The 18,249-nt window shown below is 53.8% G+C and carries 16 protein-coding genes; 8 read left to right on the forward strand and 8 right to left on the reverse strand.

From position 1 onward, the window contains the following. Positions 1–16 precede the first annotated feature (16 nt). Positions 17–988: a phenylacetic acid degradation operon negative regulatory protein PaaX gene (gene paaX, locus DS878_RS00505; RefSeq protein ID WP_113813987.1), complete on the forward strand. Its 972-nt coding sequence runs from the start codon at positions 17–19 to the stop codon at positions 986–988. A gap of 16 nt (positions 989–1,004) precedes the next feature. Here the strand turns inward: paaX and DS878_RS00510 are convergent, their stop codons facing one another. Then, entirely contained in the window at positions 1,005–3,383 is a 2,379-nt protein-coding gene (locus DS878_RS00510; RefSeq protein WP_222837413.1) for a DUF6351 family protein, read from the reverse strand. A gap of 321 nt (positions 3,384–3,704) precedes the next feature. On the opposite strand from DS878_RS00510, the gene DS878_RS00515 reads away from it, so the two are divergent. Together DS878_RS00515 and DS878_RS00520 are read left to right on the forward strand one after the other, a co-directional pair. After that, entirely contained in the window at positions 3,705–4,706 is a 1,002-nt protein-coding gene (locus DS878_RS00515) for a YeiH family protein (protein ID WP_113813988.1), read from the forward strand. Positions 4,707–4,862: 156 nt separating this feature from the next. Next, positions 4,863–5,426, forward strand: a complete 564-nt coding sequence (locus DS878_RS00520) for an NADPH-dependent FMN reductase (protein ID WP_113813989.1) — start codon at positions 4,863–4,865, stop codon at positions 5,424–5,426. Between the two features lie 46 nt (positions 5,427–5,472). On the opposite strand, the gene nhaD is transcribed toward DS878_RS00520, so the two are convergent. The 7 genes from nhaD to DS878_RS00555 form a co-directional block, all read right to left on the reverse strand. Then, positions 5,473–6,981, reverse strand: coding sequence for a sodium:proton antiporter NhaD (gene nhaD, locus DS878_RS00525; protein WP_261977534.1), 1,509 nt, complete (start codon positions 6,979–6,981; stop codon positions 5,473–5,475). Between the two features lie 155 nt (positions 6,982–7,136). After that, complete coding sequence (locus DS878_RS00530) at positions 7,137–8,939, reverse strand: AMP-dependent synthetase/ligase (RefSeq protein ID WP_113813991.1); 1,803 nt, start codon at positions 8,937–8,939, stop codon at positions 7,137–7,139. Further along, positions 8,936–9,745: an ABC transporter ATP-binding protein gene (locus DS878_RS00535; protein ID WP_113813992.1), complete on the reverse strand. Its 810-nt coding sequence runs from the start codon at positions 9,743–9,745 to the stop codon at positions 8,936–8,938. The genes DS878_RS00530 and DS878_RS00535 overlap by 4 nt, the downstream gene beginning before the upstream one ends. An 8-nt stretch (positions 9,746–9,753) precedes the next feature. After that, on the reverse strand, positions 9,754–10,962 hold the full coding sequence (locus DS878_RS00540) for an ABC transporter substrate-binding protein (RefSeq protein WP_113813993.1): 1,209 nt from the start codon (positions 10,960–10,962) through the stop codon (positions 9,754–9,756). A 36-nt stretch (positions 10,963–10,998) separates the two neighbouring features. Further along, entirely contained in the window at positions 10,999–12,042 is a 1,044-nt protein-coding gene (locus DS878_RS00545) for a branched-chain amino acid ABC transporter permease (protein WP_113813994.1), read from the reverse strand. A gap of 1 nt (position 12,043) precedes the next feature. Next, positions 12,044–12,922, reverse strand: coding sequence for a branched-chain amino acid ABC transporter permease (locus DS878_RS00550; RefSeq protein WP_113813995.1), 879 nt, complete (start codon positions 12,920–12,922; stop codon positions 12,044–12,046). Continuing rightward, a complete protein-coding gene (locus DS878_RS00555) occupies positions 12,923–13,738 on the reverse strand; it encodes an ABC transporter ATP-binding protein (protein ID WP_113813996.1) in 816 nt (271 codons plus the stop codon). A gap of 155 nt (positions 13,739–13,893) precedes the next feature. Between DS878_RS00555 and DS878_RS00560 the strand changes: the two genes are divergently transcribed. The 5 genes from DS878_RS00560 to dctP all read left to right on the forward strand — a co-directional run bounded on the left by DS878_RS00560 (position 13,894) and on the right by dctP (position 18,223). Then, entirely contained in the window at positions 13,894–14,688 is a 795-nt protein-coding gene (locus DS878_RS00560; protein WP_113813997.1) for an enoyl-CoA hydratase/isomerase family protein, read from the forward strand. Between the two features lie 111 nt (positions 14,689–14,799). After that, complete coding sequence (gene nfsA, locus DS878_RS00565) at positions 14,800–15,537, forward strand: oxygen-insensitive NADPH nitroreductase (RefSeq protein ID WP_113813998.1); 738 nt, start codon at positions 14,800–14,802, stop codon at positions 15,535–15,537. A gap of 13 nt (positions 15,538–15,550) precedes the next feature. Next, complete coding sequence (locus tag DS878_RS00570) at positions 15,551–16,543, forward strand: LLM class flavin-dependent oxidoreductase (RefSeq protein ID WP_113813999.1); 993 nt, start codon at positions 15,551–15,553, stop codon at positions 16,541–16,543. Between the two features lie 6 nt (positions 16,544–16,549). Next, positions 16,550–17,098, forward strand: coding sequence for a YqiA/YcfP family alpha/beta fold hydrolase (locus DS878_RS00575; protein ID WP_113814000.1), 549 nt, complete (start codon positions 16,550–16,552; stop codon positions 17,096–17,098). 96 nt (positions 17,099–17,194) lie between these two features. Further along, entirely contained in the window at positions 17,195–18,223 is a 1,029-nt protein-coding gene (dctP, locus tag DS878_RS00580; protein WP_113814001.1) for a TRAP transporter substrate-binding protein DctP, read from the forward strand. Positions 18,224–18,249: the final 26 nt, after the last annotated feature.

The raw sequence follows: 18,249 nt of genomic DNA on the forward strand, positions 1-18,249 counted from the left end.
AAGGAATAAGGGAACCATGTCTGCAAAACAACAGCTCGAGAGCCTTATCCGGGACTTCCAGAAAAAGCGCCCTTTGCGTGCAGGGTCCCTGATCATCACAACCTATGGAGACATCGTTCATCCCCGAGGCGGTAACGTCTGGCTCGGGAGCCTGATGAAACTGCTTAAATCCATGGGTGTGAGTGAACGGCTCATTCGCACGTCCGTCTACAGATTGGTCCAGGACGGCTGGCTACAGGCTGAAAAAGTGGGCAGGTGCAGCTATTACAGTGTAACGGGCGCTGGCCTGAGGCGTTTCCAGCAGGCGTTCGAACATGTTTACACGCTTGGCACCGACGACTGGGATGGCAGCTGGTGCCTGGTTTTCCTTAACCAGCTCGAACCGGAAACCCGTGCCAGGGTGCGTGAAGAACTGAAATGGCTGAGCTTCGGCAGTATGGCAACGGGTGTCATGGAGCATCCGCGCTTTACGCGCAATGAACTGCTGCCACTGCTTCAGGAATGGGGTGCACTGGAAGACACCATCGTTATGCAGACCCAGCCACTGGAACAGCGGAGCCCCCGGGCTTTGCGCAGGCAAGTAAAAGAGAGCTGGAATCTGGACGAGCTTGGTTTCAGGTATAAGCGCTTTCTGGAGACCTTCCGGCCGCTATGGCGGGAGCTCAGCACCAACGACAACCTGAGCCCGGAAGACTGCGTTACCGCACGCATTCTGTTGATTCATGAATACCGGAAAATACTGCTGCGGGATCCTTTATTACCAGACGAACTCCTGCCGGGAGACTGGGAAGGACGCAGTGCCAAACAGCTGTGCCGCAACCTCTACCGGGCCATATACAGCCGCGCAGATCAGCACCTTGCAAGCGCATTGGAAAACGCTTCCGGCCCACTACCCGGGCCAAGCCAGGGTTTTTACCGCCGCTTCGGTGGTCTTACTGAAGAAACCGCAAGCAATCACAGTGCACTGGCTGCGGAAGAGTCGGCCTGACTCTTCCGCCAATCCTTCAACCAGCGGGCCGGCCCTGATCTGGCTGGGAGTAGTCACAAACACCGTCCGGGAAGATCTCGTGCAAGCGCGTAATTTCATCTTCCGTAAATGACACGCCCTGATAGGTGCCATCCGTCAGTGCCGTTGTTACCGGCTTCAAGCTACACTTGAACACACTGCCTTCAATCGGTCCGCCAGCCACAATACGAGATGTAGCGTAGGTTTCAAACTTCGCAGTGCAGGCACCGTCAGGCTGATCATCAAGGATGCCATTCCAGACACCCTCTCCGGAGGCGATGACTGCACCGTCAGAGTCATAGCAGGTATCCACAGCCAATGCCGGTTTGTTTTCAGCGATACTCCGTTCAGGATTCGCTCTTATATTCATCAGCCACTCATGCAGTACCTCCAGAGCCGCCCAGGTTGGATCTGATTCATCCTGCGGCTCAGGTTTGCCCGGGTCCGATGTATCCGTAGGCCGGGTATCGGTAAACCAGATCACCTGATTGTCTGCATTTCCCATTTTGTTGATTATGCGCTGGCGCACAGAGAAAGACTGGTGGCTATTGTGCATATCCAGCACTTCCTCCAGGTAATGTCTCCAGTCTATAACCGGCATATTAAGCTGGCCATCAAAGACCATACCTGAGGTATAGGCAGCTGCCATGGCCTCCAGATCTCCCTGGGTCCGGGGAGCGGGTTGCGTACCATCCGGGCTCAGGTTCATATTTCGGGCGCTCCAGGGGTCGAATCCGACTAGACCAGCCATAACATCATCTTCCGAACCAATAAACGGAAAGCCCTCCTGCACCATCTCCGAAGGATGCTTCCAGCCACCGACCTGAGCGTTCAGTTTCAAAAACTCTGACTTTGAAATATTGCCTTCCAGGAGTGCTCCAAGCCCGTATTGCACACCAACATTGTCAAACAGGGCGCGGGGATTGCCATTGCCATCAAGGCCATAGATATTTCTAAGGTCGTCGTAGTGAGTCCACTGAACGTCATCCATCACTCCAGCAGGCTGCATCAGCTCCTGGTTTTCAGCCCAGCCAAAAGCAGGATTCATCACCAGTGGCGTCAGTCCACGCCATGCCGGGACGCACTCTGTCATTCCGGGCGCGGAGCTGAAACCGAGCATTCGTTTCACATCCGCAAACGGATCCGCGTATGCGTCGGTGGCATTCAGGCCCACAAGCCAGCTTCGATTCGTGGTTGTCTGCCACTTGGCATTATCCTTGTCAGTGACATCCATGTAGTACTCCAGCAACTCACAGTCCGCGACGTGAATGGTCTGGGTCACCATGTCCGGGTATGAGTACTGGGGCACACCTGCATCCAGCAGATCCGGGTGGTTCTGTGAATAGATATACTGCTGGATGCCGCCACCAGACCCGCCAATGGCCACAGTGTACTCCGGCACACCAAAGCGTTTGATAAAGTGCTCTTTCACCATCAGTGCGGTTTCTCCACCAACCTGGAGGTTATAGTGGGTGTCGGTCCGGGTACCGGTGGAATAGATAACTGCATAGCCTTTTTTGAGCACCTCCGGCTCAAGCGCCCGGCCACTGATTCGGCCCTGGGAATGCCCTATGGCAACGCCGCCTTCAAACTGGAACAGCAACCGGCCGTTCCAGTTTTCTGTAGAGGCATCATCTGCCTCATCGCCCAACGAAGCCAGCGTGGCAAAACTGTAGATAAAGCGGTTAATGGTGCCGCGCTCCTGACGCACAATGAAATCAACACTGCGGCCATCCGTCAGCTCGGTAGTGGCCATATCCGCAGGCCGCGAGCCATCAGCCGGCAAAGGTGCCCAGCTTCCTCCGGTTGTGCGATAGACAAACTCAACATAAGACTCAATCGAACAGTCCTTGCTCCAGCCAGTCAGGGTGCCACTTTCATCCATTACCGGGAAGCCAGTCGCCTCGGTTGTATCCTCCTCAGGCTGCCTGCCCAGTTCTGTGGTTACTGTGCAGACAAACGGATACTGGTGAGGCCCCGAGAAAATCGGCCCGGTTATTGGATGAACATCCAGAGTAAGGTCGCTCAGCGGGCCCTGCTCAGCATGGTGCAACTCCAGCCGGTTTTCACCTTCGACAAGCCCGGTTACAAGTATTTCCGGACCATGTCGCCCTTCTCTTATCACCGGGCTGATTTTGGTGTCATTGAGCCAGAACTCCAGATTGTTTTTTTCCGCTGTAATCGTGGCAGGGTCACCGTCCAGGCCGACCAGAATGTCATCACCGCTGACCTGATCCGGTGCACTGGACAGACTGGTGAGGGCAAGATCAGGCAAGCTGGATGAGTTGTCGCTGTCAGAACCGTCGAAACACCCACTGAGTAAGAATGCAGTCAATCCCGCCATCAGGCTAAACCGCACTGCTGGTTTGTTATGCATAGAAAGTTCCTTTTTCATTATGTTGTCAGGCATATCAAAGAGCACAGAAACCGCCAGCAAATCGCAAAAGATACAGACCTGATCAAAATATTCAGAAAGATCAACCAGTCATCTCGCAGGATTTGCGTCTGCTAAATCCTAGACCAGCTCCTGCTCTGGGTACAGAACCAGCCGACAGATCAACGCATATGAGATACAACCCGATCGCCGGCATACACCAATATCGATTTATCAGGATTATTTTATGGATTTTACCTGTTTTATAAATTATTTATTCCTGTGCATTCTATCCATATATCAATTTTGAAGGGGCTAATTTTTGTGTGGAAAGGATTAGGAGTCTGCGCACTACTCACAGCCGGCGGGTTCACCCTCACAGGTATCCCCGTCATTCAACAAAGCGGCATCAGCCCTCTGGTCTTCGCACTGTTGCTGGGGATATTTGCGGGGAATCTGCCATGGGCCCGCAAAACCGGAAGCCTTGAGCAGGGTTTGAAATTCGCCACTCGCTGGCTGCTGCGGGGAGGCATTGTACTTTTCGGCTTCTCCATCACCCTCGGCCAGATTCTGGCCCTTGGCCCGGGAGTAGTTGTACTGGACATCATGGTTATGACCACAATACTCGTGCTTGGTTACCAACTGGGCACCCGGGTTCTGAAACTGGATGCAGAAACGGCTTTGCTCACCAGTGCCGGTAGTGCCATCTGCGGGGCCGCTGCCATTCTTGCCACTGAGGCCACCATACGCTCCAAGCCTGCAGCAACCTCTATGGCTGTTGCAACGGTTGTTCTCTTCGGTAGCCTGGCAATGTTCATCTACCCGGCGCTGTATTCTGTTCTGGGCTGGGATGAAAGCCTCTATGGCATCTATATCGGCGCCACGGTACACGAAGTCGCACAGGTGGTCGCAGCCGCAGATGCTGTCGGCACCGATGCTCTGGCAAATGCGGTTATCGTCAAGCTTGTGCGGGTTATGCTTCTGGTTCCGTTTCTGCTGATTGTTGGCCAGTGGTGGTTAAAGCGCGATAACACACGGCAACCGGACCAGGCAGGTGTCAGCAGCCTTACGATTCCATGGTTTGCCTTCGGATTTGTTGCCATGGTTATTGTTAACAGCATGATTACTCTGCCGCCAATGGTCCATCAAAGCCTTGTTCTGACGGGCCAGATAGCTCTGGCAATGGCAATGGCAGCTCTGGGCTACGAAACACGGATCGACAAGCTCCGCAGCCTGGGATTCAAACCCTTCTTTTTGGCTCTGATATTGTTTGTGGTTCTGATCAGTGGAGGCATGCTGCTTACGCCCCTTCTGCTAGGCGCATGAACCAGCCAGGGGAAGCGGTTACATACTTGATCGGATTTCCTGTTCATCTTTCTCAAAATACTTCGTTTGATCTCGCATGCCCGGGCCTTTAGATTCAATTGCGGTTAAAAACTGCTATATCTAGTCTGGCACTTACACTCACCTGGAGCATCGTTTATGGCGCTTAAACTGAACATCATAATCTGCAGCACACGACCCGGCCGCATAGGGCCGTCTGTAGCAAACTGGTTTCATGACTTTGCTGCAGGCACGTCCGGTTTTGATTGCGAACTGGTGGATCTGGCGGAGTTTGACCTTCCGGTTTATAACGAAGCCAATCACCCACGCTCAGGCATTTACGAGCATGCTCACACCCGAAAGTGGTCTGAAAGCGTAAACGCTGCAGATGCGTATGTATTTGTGATGCCGGAATATAATTTCTGCCCGCCACCGGCATTTGTGAACGCACTGAATTACCTGTACACCGAGTGGAACTACAAGCCTTGCGGATTCGTGAGCTATGGAGGGGCATCCGGCGGTGTTCGTGCAGCAACTCTGGCCCGCCAACTGGTGACGACACTGAAGATGATGCCAATGGTTGAAGGGGTTATGGTGCCCATGGCATGGAACCAGCTGGATGACAACAAGGTGTTCCATTCCAACGATCTGATCGATCCATCAGCCACCGCCATGCTGGCCGAGCTGGAAAAGTGGGCCAGGGCCCTGAAAACCATGCGCTGACGGACTTTGCTGCACGGAGCCTGTTCAGGGCTCCGTGCAGGCGCAGTCAGAACAGGTTAGCGTTAATCCACATATGCGTGGCTATGGATGCCGCGTAGCCAAGCATGATTACCGGCGTCCAGCGCAGGTGCGTCATGATGGTGTAATAGCCCCGGGCCTGGCCCATAAGCGCAACACCTGCCGCTGATCCGATTGACAGCATGGAACCACCAACCCCTGCGGTGAGCGTAACCAGAAGCCACTGGCCATGAGACATATCCGGCTCCATTGAAAGCACGGCGAACATCACCGGAATATTATCAACGATGGCAGACATAACGCCCACTGCAATGTTGGCCCCTGTAGCGTTCCAGTCACCATATATCAGCTGGGATACTTCAGCCAGATAACCGATATAGCCAAGCCCGCCCACACAAAGCACAACACCGTAGAAAAACAGGAGCGTATCCCACTCCGTACGGGCCATGGGATTAAAAATGTCGAAAGGTACCGCTTTGTCGAGCCGCTCAAGCAGGCGGGTATTCTTGTGATTTTCCGCCCAGACCCGTTCGCGGGCCACTCCACGCTTGAAACTGAGCTGCAGGTAGTAGCCCAGCAACTGCAGATACGCGAGCCCCATCATCATGCCCACGACTGCAGGCAGATGCAGGAAGTTGTGGCCCAGTACCGCGGTAGTGATGGTGAGCAGGAACAGTACCACCGTGCGACGGGCACCACGTTTCATGATTACAGGTTCCGAAGCATCTTTGGGTGGTTGACTCGGAATGGCAAAACTCATGATCACGGCAGGCACCAGGAAGTTGACCGCGGCAGGAACAAACAGCCTGAAAAACTCTGTGAACTCAACCACTCCTTTCTGCCAGACCATCAGAGTTGTGATGTCCCCAAATGGGGAGAAGGCCCCTCCGGCGTTTGCCGCGATAACGATATTGATGCAGCCAAGACCTATAAACCGGGGGCTGTCTTCACCTACTTTCATCAATACCGCACACATCAGGAGCGCAGTAGTCAGATTGTCGGCGATGGGCGAGATGAAGAATGCCAATAAGCCTGTAATCCAGAACAGGCTGAGGTAACTGAAGCCTTTGCTCACCAGCCAGCCACGAAGTGCATCAAAAAGCTGACGCTCTTCCATGGCGTTTATGTAAGTCATCGCCACCAGCAGGAACAACAGGAGTTCAGAGTATTCCAGAAGGTTGTGCTTCAATGCTTCGTTGGCACTTTCGGTATCGCCATTCATGGCCGCTACACCAGCAACCAGGAACCAGATAAGACCCGCCGCCAGGAGCACCGGCTTGGACTTGCGAAGGTGCAGCTTTTCTTCAAGCATTACAAACGCATATGCAACAACGAATATGGCTATAGCCATATAACCCACCGGATGGCGGGTAAGGCTCTGGGCACCGGATTCAGCAGCGCTGGCAAACGCGCTGAATCCCATGGAAAAGAGAAAGGACAAGACCAGTGCCATGGTTGTGACGATGCCATGCCGGGCAAAGCACCGCCGGTGGACCCACGGGACAGGTAGTTTTTCGAAGCTGTGATTTTCAGTCATGATAGCTGGCTCAAAAGTTTGGGGAGGTCATTATCAATCAAAATAACCTCTGCAAACCATAGCTTCGGTCAAATGGGCTTGACCCAGGTCGTTCGCTAGCTATCAGATTTGACTTTTCTCATACCATTTAACTTTTGAGCCCTGCCCATGGCTTCTCAGCCATAGAGCGTTTCTATCACCTCCGCATATTTCTCGTAGATTTTGCTTCGGCGCACTTTCATGGTGGCGGTCACTTCATCGTCGTCGTGATCCAGCTCCTTGCTCAAAAGGTGGAAACGCTTGATCTGCGCCACTTGCGGCAGCCTGTCATTGCCCTTGCTCACCTCTTTCTGGATCAGCTCCTGCACCTTTTCGTGTTCGGTCAGGCTACGGAATGTTGTGTAAGCAATGCGTTCCTGCTCTGCCCACTTTGCAGCCGTTTCGAAATCGACCTGAATCAACGCCGAGACATATTTCCGCGCCTCGCCGATGACAATACATTCCTTGATATAGGGACTCGCCTTGATCGTGTTTTCAATTTCCGTGGGCGACAGGTTCTTTCCTCCTGCAGTAATCATTATGTCCTTGAGCCGGTCAACGATCCTCAGCTGCCCTTCCTGCCACTCGCCGACATCTCCGGTATGCAGCCAGCCGTCCCTGAGTGTAGCTTCTGTCGCCTCATCATTTTTGTAGTAGCCTTTAAAAACCGTGCCGCCACGCATGATGATCTCATTCTGCTCACCGAGAGTTACCTCAAGCCCGGAAATTGCTGTACCGACCGTACCAAGGCAAACATTATCCACTCGCTGTGCGGTTGCCACACCGGTACTTTCAGTCTGGCCGTATACTTCAACCAGAGGAATACCCAGGGTGCGGAAGAACTTGAGGATTCCCGTAGAAATCGGTGCCGCACCGGTCAGTGCGATGGTGCAGCGGCGCAGCCCGATAAAGTTCTGCAAAGCACGGAAAACCAGCCAATAGTAAATACTGTAGGTAAGGCGTTCCCCAAGGCTCCACTTTGTTTTCGGCTTTGCCATCATTGGTTCGCAGGCTGTCATGGCGCTGTTAAAAAGCCGCTGCCGGAAACGGCCCGTCTCCTGCATTTTGATGTAAATAGCAGAATGTAGCTTTTCCCAGATTCGCGGAACCCCCAGGAAAAACGTTGGGGCAATCTCCCGAAGATCCTCCTGAATTGTCCGCAGGCTTTCGCCAAAACTCACGGCACTGCCCACATAAACAGGTGCAATGTTAGTCAAAGCCTGCTCGGCCACGTGGCATAACGGCAGGTAAGAAAGGCTGGTACTGTGCTGATCCACGCCCAACAACTCGATCAGCCCGGGTGCGGCAGCCTGTAGATTGCCCCAGCTGATCATCGCACCTTTGGGCCGGCCGGTAGACCCGGAGGTATAGACCATCAGCGCAATATCATCCATCTGCTGGCTGTCCAGCAGTTCATCAATCAATCCGGGATGGCTGCTTTCAAACTCCCGCCCCAGGGTCTCGATTTCTTCAAACGAAGATGGCGGTGACGAGTAGGATCGTAGCCCTTTGGGATCAATAACAATGTTGTGCTTGAGGTGTGGTAGCTGGGGCCAGGCTTCCAGAACCTTGTCGGTCTGCTCCTGATCTTCACATACCACCATTTCGGCATCGCTGTGTTCAAGTACATAGGCCACTTCGTTCCATGGGCTTGTGGGATATACCCCGACACAGATACCTTTCACCAGACCTATGCCCATCTGGGCAATCACCCACTCCACCCGGTTTTCCGAAAGTATGGCAACGTGACCACCCTCAGAAAGGCCCAGGGCACGCAGGCCAAGCCCGAAATGCCGGGCACGCAGGTAATAGTCCTGCCAGGAGTATGCTTGCCAGATACCAAAATCTTTCTGGCGAAGGGCCAGCATGTCCGGCCGTTCCTTTGCGTGGGCCCGGAGCATTTGGACCATTGTAAGTTCACGAATGTGCGGATTTGTCATGACAGCCACCGCTTACGGCGTTTGTAGTGCTTGATATCCCGGTAACTGCGGGCCTCCCCATCCTTCCCTCCTACCCCGAGATAAAATTCCTGCACATCCTCGTTGGATGACAGTTTGTCCGCCGGACCATCAATAACGATTTTGCCGTTTTCCATGATGTATCCATAGGAAGCAATTGCGAGAGATACAGCCGCATTCTGCTCCACCAGCAGTATTGCTGTGCCCTGCTCCCGGTTTATCCGCGCGATAATAGTAAATATCTCCTCCACCAGCTGCGGTGCCAGGCCCAGAGAGGGTTCATCCAGCATGATCAGTTCTGGCTGGGCTATCAGTGCCCGACCAAGTGCAAGCATCTGTTGCTCACCGCCGGACAAGTAACCCGCCAACTGCTTGCGACGCTCCCTGAGGCGAGGAAAATAGTCGTAGACGAGTTCATAGGAGTCGCCCAGCGACGTTTTCCGGCCGCTGAGAGCGTAGGTTGCCGCAACGAGGTTTTCCTCTACGGTAAGGTCCTCAAACACCCGACGACCTTCCATTACATGAAACAGGCCATCGCGAACCAGTTTTTCCGGCGGCCGCCCCTTTAGAGAATGGCCCTTGAAGCGGATCTCCCCGGCGGTCACTTCGCCATCTTCAAGCGCCAGCAATCCCGATACACTTTTCAGTGTGGTGGACTTACCAGCACCATTGGATCCCAACAGCGCCACAATGGCCCCCCGGGGAACACGCAGTGACAGGCCCCTGAGGACCTGCACCGCCTTGTTGTAAACCACTTCTATGTTATCGATTTCCAGCAAGGCTTCCATACGGTGTCTCAGTCGAGGTGAATCCAGTCAGATACCGGCTCGTAGCGGCCTTCTTTGGCATTTACACGCCAGATACGACCAACCGGGAACGACATGTCTTTCACGGTAACCGGAATACCGATAATGCCGCCTGTGTCCCAGTCTTTAATAGAAGCAAGAGACTCAGCCATGTTTTCGGCCGTCAACTCTTTACCCGCATCCATGGTGCGTTTGATCACCTCGGTCCAGACCATGGCGTTAAACCAGCCCTGCATGTAGCCTGTAGGACGGTAGCCTGCCTCCGGATCGCTCTTTTCTGCCGTGGCGCGCAATGCATCGAGCATGGGTCCGCCTTCTGCGCTGTCATAGTAGTTGTAGGGCATAACACCCATATAACCATCAGCGTCTGCGCCCATCTTGTTGATGATGAGTTTGTCCGTAGACCAGAAGGTACCCATGAACTGGGTATCCAGGCCCATCTGCCGCATCTGCACCATGAACTCGTTGATTGGCGATAGTACATAGCCATGGAATACCACGAAGTCAGGTCGCGCCCGGCGCATTTTCAGCACCTCCGCAGATACGTCCACGCTCCCCGGCTTGGTAACAATTTCCTCTACAACTTCGATGCCCATCTCGGCCGCTTTGGCCTTCCCGTTTGCAATGGGATCCTTACCAAACTCGGTATCGCTGTACACAAAAGCAACAGTCGGTTTCTTGCCATCTTTTCCCTGGGTCGCGATGTATTCGAGAATGATCCCGAACATCTGGGTGTAGTTAGGACCGGGGACAAACTGATACGGGTACTGTTCATTGTCTGTCAGAGCAGTCGCAAAAGAAGCACCGCTCATAAGCGTAGTGCCCCTGCTGTTCAGTTCAGAGGCAATGGTTTTCATGAACCCGGTGCTGTCACCGTAGTAAACGGGAACTGTGTTACTGCCAGTGATTTTCTTGAACGCAGCAACGGACCGGTCCACTTCATAGCCGGTGTCTTCCATTACATACTTCACCGGGTGACCGTTAATGCCACCTTCGCTGTTAATCCAGGTTGTATAGTCAGTCAGGCCGGCGTGGAGGTGCACACCGGCAAAGGCAAATACACCAGACAGAGGGATAGAACCACCAAATACAATGGGCTCCTTATCCTGCGCCATCGCAGGTGCCGCTGCCACCAGAGCAGCGGCAATACTACCGATACCTGCGAGCCTTCGGCCTTTGCTGAAGATATTTTTGAGCATACTTCTTCTCCTTGCGGCTTCTTGTTGTTAAATCCACTAGTTTCTGAAGGGCCATATACTGAAAAAGCGCCGTATGCGGTGCCAGATCTCCGCCAGCCCGTGCGGTTCAAAAATAAGAAACCCGACAATCAAAGCGCCGAAAATGATTTCGAGCATCGGCGACATGAAAATCGGTGCGTTTGGATAAAACGGTGTTAGGGCTGCCGTGAGCAGCTTGAGAACTTCGGGGATCAGTGTCATGAAGGCCGCGCCCAGAATACCGCCGAGCAGGTTACCCATGCCGCCAACGATGACCGCAGCCAGATAGAAAATGGACATGGATAACGGGAAGCTTTCAGGCGTAACAACACGGTAAAAATAAGCAAACAGGCCACCGGCCACACCGGCATAAAACGAACTGAGCGCAAAAGACATCAGCTTGTAGCGCAGCAGGTTGATACCGAGTATTTCTGCCGAGATATCCCTGTCCCGGATCGCAATAAATGCCCGGCCAATACGGGTCCGGAACACGTTTTTGGCCGCAAACACCATCAGTACCGCCAGCGGTACAATGATGAAGTACATCCCAAAGTCGCTCTGGAACGTGAGCCCGAACAGATGCGCCGGCTCCAGACTCAAGCCGCCCATACCACCGGTTACAGACTCCCACTCCGCAAAGATGAAATGAAGGAAAACACTGGCAGCCAGGGTAGCAATTGCCAGGTACAGACCTTTTACCCTCAGGGAAGGCAGCCCCACCAGAATACCCACGGCAGCGGCAAGCAATCCGGCAAGCAACAATGTTACGGGGAAAGGCAAGGCGGTGTTCATGGACAACCAGGCAACCGTATAACCACCCACTCCCATAAAGCCTGCCTGCCCCAGGGAAATCAGACCGGTAAATCCGGTCAGTATGTTAAGCCCGGTAGTACTGATAACTGCAATGCCGACGAGACAACCCAGATACAGCAAGTAGGCATCGGCTATAAAGGGAAATACAGCGAGGGTTAACAATAAAGCTGCAAACCAGATTTTCTGGGTAGAGCTCGTCCAGATAGCTTCGTCAGCTTCATAACTTTGTTTGGCGTCACCAATGCGCATCTTACACTCGCTCTATTTCGTGGGTGCCAAAAAGGCCATAGGGCCGTAGCACAAGAATCACGGCAAGCACTGCAAATGTTGCGGGCATCCGGTACTCGCCACCCAGGTATGCGCCGGCAACTGTTTCCAGCCAGCCGATAAATACTCCCGCAATCAGCGCACCGACAATGCTGTCCAGTCCTCCGACAATCACCACTACCAGCACACTCAGACCAATGGCACCAAATTGCGGGCTAAGCCCGCCAGTGGCTGCCACCAGCACCCCCGCGAGTGAGGCTGCAAGTGAGCCAAACACCCAGGCCAGGTTGAATACCCGGCGCACGTTTATCCCCATGGAATAGGCTGCAGCCTGATCGGAGGCTGTGGCCCTCAATGCAACACCACCGCGGGAAAAACGGAAATACAGCAGATAGACAATGAGCACTGCGGCACCAATGAGAAAGCCGTACGCAATCTTGGGGGCCAGGTACATCTCCCCGATAAACACAGGCTTGCGCGGCAAAAAGCCCGGAAGCAGCTGCGGATCAGCCCCCCACACCATCTCCACCAACCCCACCAGAATACTGGCGATGCCAATTGTGACCATAACCACAGAAATGGAAGACTCCCCCAACATCGGGCGGATCATCACCTTTTCAATCACCCCGCCCAGCACACTCCCGCCAAGTACCGCCAGTGGCAGAGCTACCCAGGGCGACATTTCCATACCCCCGGCAAAGGCGAGAAACAGATAAGCCGCAAACATCATGATTTCGCCAATAGCGAAATTGATGACCCGTGTGGCTTTGTAAATAATCACAAAGCCCAGACCGATCAGGGCGTAGAGGCCACCCATGGCCAGACCTGCGAGGCTGATTTCCCCGAAAAATAGCCAATCCATTCAGGCCACCTCCCGCTCTGGATTCAGCTTTTTGCGCAGGCTGTCCATATCACTGGTCCCCAGATAGGCCTCGATAACCTGCGGATTGTTCTGCACCTCTTCCGGCAGACCTTCCGTGATTATCTGGCCAAAGTTGAGTACCGCAATATGGTCGGAAATATCCATGACCATGCCCATATCATGCTCAACCATAAGTACAGTCACGCCCCATTCTTCACGAATATCGAGAATAAACCGCGCCATATCTTCTTTTTCTTCCCGGTTCATTCCGGCGACAGGCTCATCCAGCATGAGCACTTTTGGACGCATGGCCAGAGCACGCGCCAGCTCCACTCGTTTCTGGAGGCCATAGGACAGACTGGCTACCGGCTGGCGTCGGATATGGTCAATCTCCAGAAAATCAATAATGTGCTGTTCCACGTGCCTGCGGACTGCCATTTCCTCCCGGCGCGCCGCGCCGAAGTAGGCCAGCGAGCCCAGCAGACCGCTTTTCATATGCACGTGGGCACCAAGTTTGATGTTGTCGAGCACAGTCATACCCCGGAACAGGGCAATATTCTGAAAGGTACGCGCAAGCCCCATGGCAGCCCGGACCGGCGGTTTGATTCCGCCAAGCACTTCTCCCTGATAACGGATAGAGCCCTGCTGAGGCTTGTAAAAACCCGAGATGCAATTAAAGAGGGAAGTCTTGCCGGCACCGTTCGGGCCAATGACCGTGGTAACCGTATTTTCCGGCACGTGGAAGCTCACATCCTGTAATGCCTTAACACCACCGAACGAAAGCGACAGATTAGTAATTTCGAGGATACTGGACATTATTCCCCGCACATGAGCGATTATGGTTATTGTTGTTTACGTCAACGTCAGGTTATCTTCCTGATTGAAATTTAAAATAGCCTACTTTCATCGTAAAAACCAAAAGAGTCTGTTCTATAGTTACCTGAGCACTCTCCTCAACGGAACCCAGCACCATGACAACCAGCCCGATAATCTCCGTTTTTGATGACCTCACCGGTGTGGCCACCCTCACATTCAACCGCCCTGAAGTGCTGAATGCGATCAGTGTGCCTATGGCGGATGCATTTCTGGAGGCTGTCAAAACGCTGAGTGGTCAGCCGGGTTTACGCTGCATTGTGCTGACTGGTTCCGGGAGAGCGTTTATGGCTGGTGGCGATGTTGCCAGTATGGCGGGCACTCCGGAACAGATCAGGGACTTTATCAACGGCCTGCTGCTGCCACTCAACGAAGCCATCCTCCTGCTCAGGAACATGGAAGCTCCGATTATTGCCGCAGTGAAGGGCCCGGCTGCAGGTGCCGGGCTGAGCCTGGCACTGATGGCAGACATCATCGTAGCGGAAGAGAATGCGAAATTTCTTATCGCCTATAACGGCATAGGTGCTGTGCCAGACTGCGGCTGCACCTGGTTTCTGCCACACAAGATCGGGGCTACACGGGCCGCTGAAATGATGATGCTTGGCCGGCAACTCAGTGCAGAGGAAGCCAAAGGCTGGGGCCTGATCACCAGTGTTGCCTCCGCGGATTCGTATGATGCGGTTTTGGCAACCACTGTAAAGCAGGTTGCGAACGGCCCGACCAAAGCTTTCGGGGCCTTTCGCCAACTCCTTGATCAGGCGAGTGGCCGACCCCTGGCCGCACAACTTGAAGCCGAGCGTCAGGCGTTCCTGAAGGCCTCGCACACAAAGGACTTTGCCGAAGGCGTATCGGCTTTCCTCGCCAAGCGGCCTGCCGCTTTTTCCGGACACTAGTCCGGCTCGGAGCTGGCTGAGGATGATTCTTTGCAGCTTGCCCGCAAACAACTTATCCTCGGCGCTAAACATCGTTCGTATGCTATCTGAAACCACCCTTAGCGAGGCGTCATGAACCCGACCATAGAACTACTTAACTCCCACCGCTCAATCAGGAAGTATACAGACCAGAAGATTCCCCGCGAGCTGCTCCTGGAGCTTATTCGTGCCGGCCAGAGCGCTGCCACATCCAATCACGTTCAGGCCTATTCCGTGATTCATGTAGTTAATCCGGAGAACAGGGAGAAAATCGCAGCTCTGGCAGGTGGTCAGGCCTACATTGCAAGCTGCTCGGATTTCCTGGTGTTCTGTGCCGACATGAAACGATCCACGGAAGCAGCGGAAAGAGCCGGTGCAGATGTAATCCGCGGTATGACAGAGCAGCTGGTGGTTGCCAGTGTCGACACTGCATTGATGGCCCAGAATGTTGCTATTGCTGCAGAATCTGAAGGCCTTGGGCTGTGCTATATCGGCGGCATACGAAATAATCCTGCCGAAATCAGTGAACTTCTTCGACTGCCAGAGCACGTTTATCCTGTGTTCGGCATGTGTCTCGGTTACCCAGACCAGAACCCGGAAGTGAAGCCCCGGCTGCCTACAGAAACCATCCTCAAGGAAGACTACTACCAGGACGCACAGGATGAAGCGCAGGTTGCAAGTTTCGACAAGACCATGAGCAAGTATTACATGGCGCGCACCGGCAATAACAAGGAGACAAGCTGGTCAGAGCAACTCAAACCCCTGTTCACCAGCAAACTACGTCCGCATATGAAAGACTTTCTGCAGAAGCAGGGCTTCAAAATGCTATGACACACGGAGTTTCATGAACAACTCACCCGACTACTCGCTGCTGGAGCTCGCCTCGGTTCGCGAAGGTGATTCCGTGGGAGCCACGCTGAGGAACAGTGTGGCGTATGCCCGGCATGCGGAAAAGCTCGGTTTTAAACGGTTCTGGCTCGCAGAACACCACAATATGGAAGGCATCAGCAGCTCTGCCACGTCCGTGCTGATTGGTCATATTGCGGGCCAGACCCGGACTATTCGGGTTGGCTCCGGGGGCGTAATGCTACCCAATCATCCTCCGCTGGTGATCGCCGAACAGTTCGGCACACTGGAATGCCTCTACCCGGGCCGGATAGACCTGGGCCTGGGACGGGCGCCGGGCACTGACCCGGTAACAGCCCGGGCCCTGCGTCGCGACGGCCTTGGCGCTGAGCAGTTCCCCGAGGACGTAGCAACATTGCAGGCCCTGCTCGCTCCTCTGCAGCCGGGCCAGGCAGTTAAAGCCATTCCCGGTGCCGGTACCAGAGTCCCCATCTGGCTGCTTGGCTCCAGTCTCTACAGCGCCCAGCTGGCGGCCCTACGCGGCTTACCCTATGCCTTCGCCGGACACTTCGCCCCAGGCCTTTACCGCGAGGCTCTGAAGGTCTACCGGGATAATTTCCAGCCTTCTGAACAACTGCAACAGCCCTATTCCATTCTTGCGCTTCCCGCCGTTCCTGCTGATTCCATGGAAGAAGCGCGATTCCTGGCAACTACCAGCTACCAGCGTATCCTCGCCCTCTTCAGAGGCCAGCCGCTCTGGATGAAGCCTCCGGTGGAATCCATGGACGGACTATGGAACGCCGGCGAACAGGCAGGAGTTAAGGATTTTCTGGCGCTCCAGTTGCTCGGTGATGCCGCTGCCATAAAAAACCAGCTAAGGGAACGACTGGCGGATGTAAGGGTTGACGAGCTTATGTTCACGGTGGACATATACGATCCGGAAAAACGTCGTCATGGGCTGGATATACTCAACGACACCCGACAGGGCTGACGCTCCATGAAAACCGACACAACTCATATTTTTCTCTCGCACGGCCTCGAAAGCGGCCCGGGCGGTACCAAAATCCAGGCCCTGAAAGCATTGGCAGAAACATTCGTTAACGTTCAGGCACATGCAATCGACCACCGGAGCAGCAGAGACCCGGCTGTTCGCCTTGCCCAGATGCAGGACGCCATTGTCTCCAGCGGTGCTGCCCCGGAAAACATCATCCTGGCCGGCTCCAGCATGGGTGGCTGGGTCTGTGCTCAGACCAGTGAGCAGACACCGGTTCTCGGCTGTTTCCTGCTGGCTCCGGCACTCGCACTGCCACACTATCCTCAATCCAGCCCGGACATCCGGGCCCAACACGTACAGATCATTCACGGCTGGGATGATGACATTGTGCCGCCCATGCCGGTTATTGAACTCGCCAGGCAACAGACACTTCCTGTGTTGATGCTGCCCGACGGTCACCGGCTCGCAAAGAGTCTTGACCGGGTGGTTGAAGAGTTCTGCGCATTTTTATCAAGAGCAGGGATAGAAAAAACAGGTACTGGTCAGAAATAAACCAATAAGGCCAATTTCTTGCGAAAGTCGCTGAGTTTTGCCAGTCTTTAGTGATGTAACAAAAGATATCTGAAAAAAACGAACGGAGAAAACCCGATGAGCAGCATGAGTAAATTCAAGAAACTGGCCGGACTTTCAGCGTTCGCATTCGCGGCATTGACCGCCGCAAACTCAGTGAATGCAGCCAACTGGCGTTACGCACACGAAGAATATGAAGGCGACGTTCAGGACGTTTATGCCTACAAATTCAAGGAATACATCGAAGATAACTCCGATCACACTTTGCAGATATACCGATTCGGTGAACTTGGTGAATCCGACGACATCATGGAGCAAACCCAGGCTGGTATTCTGAACTTTGTTAACCAGTCACCAGGTTTTACCGGCGCACTGATCCCGGAAGCGCAGATCTTTTTCATTCCGTACCTCATGCCCACCGATATAAACACCGTTGTTAAGTTCTTCCGTGAAAGTGACGCCATCAACAAGGACTTCCCGAAGCTTTATGCTGAGAAAGGTCTTGAGCTTCTGCAGATGTATCCGGAAGGCGAATTTGTAATCACACTGGACGAGCCAATCACAACTCCAGAAGAACTGAAAAACAAAAAAATCCGGGTTATGACCAACCCGCTGCTGTCGGAAACCTATTCTGCATTCGGCGCTACCCCGACACCGCTGCCCTGGGGTGAGGTATACGGCGCTCTGCAAACCAACATGATCAACGGCCAGGAAAACCCGATCTTCTGGATTGAGTCTGGTGGTCTGTATGAAGTGTCGCCCAACCTGGTCTACACAGGCCACGGCTGGTTCACCACTGCAGCCATGGCCAACAAGAATTTCTACGATGGTCTGTCAGACGAAGACCAGAAACTGATTCAGGATGCTGCAGACTACGCGTTCGAACAGATTGTTGTGCACATCGACGGTCTGGCTGATGAAGCTCTGGCAAAAATCCAGAAAGCCAGTGACAAAGTAACTGTCACCCGCCTGAATGAAGAACAGATCAAAGCCTTCAAGGACCGTGCTCCTCAGGTTGAGAAAAAGTTCATCGAGATGACTGGTAAAGGCGGTGAAGACCTGCTGAATCAGTTCAAGAAGGATCTTGAGGCAGTACAGAACGACTGAGAACCAATCGTTCATGTCCGCCGGCG

Origin of the sequence: Marinobacter sp. F3R11, from assembly GCF_003318275.1 — a bacterium.
Taxonomy (GTDB): domain Bacteria; phylum Pseudomonadota; class Gammaproteobacteria; order Pseudomonadales; family Oleiphilaceae; genus Marinobacter.

Bases quoted from the DNA above. Each gene is read 5' to 3' on its own strand.
- paaX (WP_113813987.1), top strand. From the start codon at position 17: ATGTCTGCAAAACAACAGCTCGAGAGCCTTATCCGGGACTTCCAGAAA.
- DS878_RS00510 (WP_222837413.1), bottom strand. From the start codon at position 3,383: ATGCATAACAAACCAGCAGTGCGGTTTAGCCTGATGGCGGGATTGACT.
- DS878_RS00520 (WP_113813989.1), top strand. From the start codon at position 4,863: ATGGCGCTTAAACTGAACATCATAATCTGCAGCACACGACCCGGCCGC.
- nhaD (WP_261977534.1), bottom strand. From the start codon at position 6,981: ATGACTGAAAATCACAGCTTCGAAAAACTACCTGTCCCGTGGGTCCAC.
- DS878_RS00530 (WP_113813991.1), bottom strand. From the start codon at position 8,939: ATGACAAATCCGCACATTCGTGAACTTACAATGGTCCAAATGCTCCGG.
- DS878_RS00535 (WP_113813992.1), bottom strand. From the start codon at position 9,745: ATGGAAGCCTTGCTGGAAATCGATAACATAGAAGTGGTTTACAACAAG.
- DS878_RS00540 (WP_113813993.1), bottom strand. From the start codon at position 10,962: ATGCTCAAAAATATCTTCAGCAAAGGCCGAAGGCTCGCAGGTATCGGT.
- DS878_RS00545 (WP_113813994.1), bottom strand. From the start codon at position 12,042: ATGCGCATTGGTGACGCCAAACAAAGTTATGAAGCTGACGAAGCTATC.
- DS878_RS00550 (WP_113813995.1), bottom strand. From the start codon at position 12,922: ATGGATTGGCTATTTTTCGGGGAAATCAGCCTCGCAGGTCTGGCCATG.
- DS878_RS00555 (WP_113813996.1), bottom strand. From the start codon at position 13,738: ATGTCCAGTATCCTCGAAATTACTAATCTGTCGCTTTCGTTCGGTGGT.
- DS878_RS00560 (WP_113813997.1), top strand. From the start codon at position 13,894: ATGACAACCAGCCCGATAATCTCCGTTTTTGATGACCTCACCGGTGTG.
- nfsA (WP_113813998.1), top strand. From the start codon at position 14,800: ATGAACCCGACCATAGAACTACTTAACTCCCACCGCTCAATCAGGAAG.
- DS878_RS00570 (WP_113813999.1), top strand. From the start codon at position 15,551: ATGAACAACTCACCCGACTACTCGCTGCTGGAGCTCGCCTCGGTTCGC.
- DS878_RS00575 (WP_113814000.1), top strand. From the start codon at position 16,550: ATGAAAACCGACACAACTCATATTTTTCTCTCGCACGGCCTCGAAAGC.
- dctP (WP_113814001.1), top strand. From the start codon at position 17,195: ATGAGCAGCATGAGTAAATTCAAGAAACTGGCCGGACTTTCAGCGTTC.